Source organism: Maribacter zhoushanensis, assembly GCF_029350975.1.
In the GTDB taxonomy this organism is placed as follows: Bacteria; Bacteroidota; Bacteroidia; order Flavobacteriales; family Flavobacteriaceae; genus Maribacter; species Maribacter zhoushanensis.
On record NZ_JARKMR010000017.1, the window covers coordinates 1 to 3,617 of the forward strand.

Consider the following 3,617-nt stretch of genomic DNA (forward strand, 5'->3'; position numbering starts at 1 on the left):
GTGGTTTAAGGCAAAAAAGAAAATATTAATTAACTTTAAGAAACTGGACTAAGGCTTTTCATAGGAGGTTTTGTTACAAACAGTTTTTTTAAAAGCGATATTCAATTCCGATATTCAATACAGCAGTTTTAATATCTCTTCGTTTAATTATACCAATAAGGTATTTAGAATTAAGTGTGAAATATTTATTTAACTGATAGCCCATACCGGCAAAAAATCCGAAATCTAGTTTGTCGTTGTTCATAATAGTCTCAGAAGCTGTTCCATCATCAAAAGTACCTCGGGTACTAATAGTGTATCCAATTTGAGGTCCAGCTTCGATATAGAATTTTTTACTTAAGTAATTTTGGACCGCAACAGGTATAATGATGGTTGATTCAACAACTTTCGCACTGAAATTAAAATCGACATTGCGGTACTTTATATTTTCAAATATAAATTTACTACCCTGAAATGCGAAAATTAAAGAAGGCTGTATTTTTAGTTTCTCGTTAATTTCGAAATTGACAAAACCACCTGCATAGAAACCGATTATGCCTGCATAACGAAAGCCTTCGACTTCGGGTTCAGGAAAACGAGGAGTATATCTTGAATAATTCATTCCTGCTTGAATTCCGTATGATGTATTACTTTGTTGAGCGTTTAATTTAGCACTTAAAAAGAATATAAAAAGGCTTAAGAGCAAAATGATTTCTTTCATTTACTATGGGTAAATTAAATTGTTTGTAACGGACTTGTGTATGAAACGTAGCGTGTTAAAAGATACTAACTTTTCGGGTTAACACAGAGCCGAATTTTTTTATTTTGTTTTTAACTTTTCTTTTTTAAAAGCCAAATTAAAAGTTTGGCGGACTTTCTAAATTTACACAAACCTTTCGGTTTAACACTTATTAGCTATGTTTTATACATCGTGTTGTAAGCAGTTTTTCTTTCATTCCCCTACAAAATGTTGGTCTTTCAAATCTGCTGGGTATTTTATAGATTTCAGATATTCCCAATCAATATTTGCTCGGATATTTATAAAATCGGTTTCTTTCACTTTTTTATAATTCAGAACAAAAAATGTTTCGATAAAATCTGACATCATTTCACAAAATCCAATAAATTCTCCTTTTGAATTATCTTTTATTTTAGAAACGAAAAATTGAACGGAATAACTTTTAATTGATTCTTTTGAAAATGTATTTGGCGGAAGAATTACTAAATATTTTTCAATTCCGTCAAAGCTTTTCAGGTGTTCTGGGATATTTTTATAATCTGTCGAGTCAAAGAAAATTCCGAAACTATGAGTCCATTTACTATTGAGAATAATTTTAAATTTTAACAGTATATTTTCCATCACAAATTTTTCAAAGTATTCAATCGTTTCATAGTGAATCGGAAGTCTCTCAACTTCGGTTTCATCAAATAATTCAATTTTAAACTTAGTGTGCATCGTTTTTCTCAAATTGCTTACAACGGTGAGGCTATGATTAGTGCGGGGCGGAAATCCAGCGGATTTCCTGTCTCGCGCTAAGCTAAAACTTTGGGTTTCGCTTTTTCTTTTTTTTTGTTCCAAAGCTAAATCCCAAAGATTTAGCGACTTCATAAATATACACAGAACTTGGCTTTAAAACCTAAGCCCGCATTAATTATAGGCATTGTTGTAATTAGTGGTTTCCGTTCTGCTTGGCACGTTTTGCTTGCGAAATTAGTTCGTTCAGATTGGTTGTATTCATGAACAAGCAAAAAGGTGCATCAACATAACAGTTGCGTTTGAGTAAGGTCCATTTGCGCAAACTAGCTAAGAAGTCCATCTGCGCAACGATTAGTGAAGAGTGTCTCCAATAGCGTTCTGATTGCTAAGTGTTCATTAATTATAATTAATGATTGGATTGCGAGTAGTTTTGTAAAAGGAATATTTTTAAGAATCAAATATCAAGATTTTTAAGTACTGTAAATATTTGGTCTTTTGTTAATCTAGTGTTTAATTTTTGAAGTTTGTTATCAAACTCTTCTTTGAGTGCTCCTAGGAGATTGTTTTCATATAATAGATAAAGCGAATAAATTTCATCTATTTCGTCTATTTCAGCCGAGGAAATTCTACATGCAGAAGAGTTTACTGTGTCTCTACGAATTTGCTCGTAGTACTCTTTATATTCTGTTACTCTATTTTCAAAATATTTCATTAAAACTCTATTTTAAAGAATGTAATAACAAATTTTTAATGACACGAAATATTTTTTCACCATTAATTACAACGGTTTAGCTATGAACAGTACGGGAGCAAACTAGCGTTTGCTTTACGCCACGCACATAGCGAAATCTTTTTGTTTTGTTTTTTCTTTTTATTGTTTAAAGCAAAATCCCAAAGATTTTGCGGACTTCATAAAAATACACAAACCTTTCGTTAAGGCTCGAAGCCCGTATTGTTTATAGGTGTTGTTGTAAAACGTTTTTATTTTAGCCCTTTGACAATGTCTTTCAAATCTTTTATTTCAGACCTTTCTTCATTAATTTTTTTTATCACGAATTCCAGTAATACTAATATTTTACTAGCTTTTTCAAGAGACTCTGATTCTTTTAAAGAATGAAGTCCTTCTGAAGTTTGATTATACAATAGCTTAATTGGATTGTCTCCAAGTACTTTTAATGAATTGGGTAAATGTTGAAATATATTATCATAGATAGTACTGACTTTAGGATTTTCTTTATGCTTGTCCAACAATTTTTGAATTTCAGCATTATGAGAATCTGGTAATAATTTGATACTCTCTATAATATGAATTAACTCTTTTTCTACAATTCTACGAAAGTATGCTAATGCTCCTATTCCAAAATTCTGAGCTAATGCATTAATTCCTTTGTAATACCACTTATTAGATTCCCTGTCAAAATAATTAGTAATTAATTTGTTAGGGGTAATTTCTATTTTTGGAAGAGCTCCAATTTTTTCTATAAAAATGTCAGGTTTAATTTTAGGAGGTGGTGGTGCAGGAGCATTAGAAATAGGTCTGCTCATACGTTTTAAATCTTTAGTTATAACATCGTTAGAATATACATGAAGTTGAAATTCCACATGATATTTTTTACAAGACTTACATCTACAAATTGCTTTGAAAGTATGATTTAGTTTTCCGTCTACTATGAATTCATCAGATAAGTTATACATTATACCATAGTAGGGCTCATAAGATAACTCTAATTCAATTTCAAAAGTTCTAAACGCATCTTCTTTTTCACATTTGTATTCAAAAGTTTGTCCAACAAAATCTGTTGGTATAACAAATTTATTTCCCCCAGCTGTATACTCTTTGTGTAATACAAATGCTTTGTAAAGACCATAATTTTCGAAAAATTCCTTCATTTATTTTCAAATGTTTTACAACGACTGAGCTAAGCCTAGTGCGGTGGTAAGGAAACCTTTCGTTTCCGTTTGCGCACGAAGCTAAAGCTTATTGTTTAGTTTTATTTTTTATTGTCCAAAGCTAAATCCATAAGATTTAGCGACATTATAAATATACACAGACCTTTCGGTTTTGCCCTAAACTCCGCATTACGTTTAGCATCGATGAAAAAGCAGCAAGTCGAGTATCTTTAAAGTTCTCTAAAACAATAAGATATGAACACTCAACAAA

General features: G+C 31.1%; 4 protein-coding genes. All 4 read right to left on the bottom strand.

Features of this window, described 5'->3' with window-relative positions:
• Nucleotides 1-88: 88 nt before the first annotated feature.
• The 4 genes from PXD56_RS18565 to PXD56_RS18580 all read right to left on the bottom strand — a co-directional run bounded on the left by PXD56_RS18565 (nt 89) and on the right by PXD56_RS18580 (nt 3,346).
• Nucleotides 89-700 carry an outer membrane beta-barrel protein gene (locus PXD56_RS18565; RefSeq protein ID WP_276494814.1) on the bottom strand — a complete coding sequence of 204 codons (612 nt, stop codon included), beginning with the start codon at nt 698-700 and terminating at the stop codon, nt 89-91.
• A 231-nt stretch (nt 701-931) separates the two neighbouring features.
• Nucleotides 932-1,588, bottom strand: a complete 657-nt coding sequence (locus PXD56_RS18570; RefSeq protein ID WP_276494815.1) for a hypothetical protein — start codon at nt 1,586-1,588, stop codon at nt 932-934.
• A 322-nt stretch (nt 1,589-1,910) separates the two neighbouring features.
• Nucleotides 1,911-2,168 (bottom strand): hypothetical protein, encoded by a 258-nt coding sequence (locus PXD56_RS18575; protein WP_276494816.1) that lies wholly within the window; start codon nt 2,166-2,168, stop codon nt 1,911-1,913.
• Between the two features lie 269 nt (nt 2,169-2,437).
• Nucleotides 2,438-3,346: a hypothetical protein gene (locus PXD56_RS18580; RefSeq protein ID WP_276494817.1), complete on the bottom strand. Its 909-nt coding sequence runs from the start codon at nt 3,344-3,346 to the stop codon at nt 2,438-2,440.
• Between the last annotated feature and the right edge of the window lie 271 nt (nt 3,347-3,617).

Excerpts from the sequence above, each read along its gene's own strand:
- PXD56_RS18565 (WP_276494814.1), bottom strand. The coding sequence starts at position 700 with ATGAAAGAAATCATTTTGCTCTTAAGCCTTTTTATATTCTTTTTAAGT.
- PXD56_RS18570 (WP_276494815.1), bottom strand. The coding sequence starts at position 1,588 with ATGAAGTCGCTAAATCTTTGGGATTTAGCTTTGGAACAAAAAAAAAGA.
- PXD56_RS18575 (WP_276494816.1), bottom strand. The coding sequence starts at position 2,168 with ATGAAATATTTTGAAAATAGAGTAACAGAATATAAAGAGTACTACGAG.
- PXD56_RS18580 (WP_276494817.1), bottom strand. The coding sequence starts at position 3,346 with ATGAAGGAATTTTTCGAAAATTATGGTCTTTACAAAGCATTTGTATTA.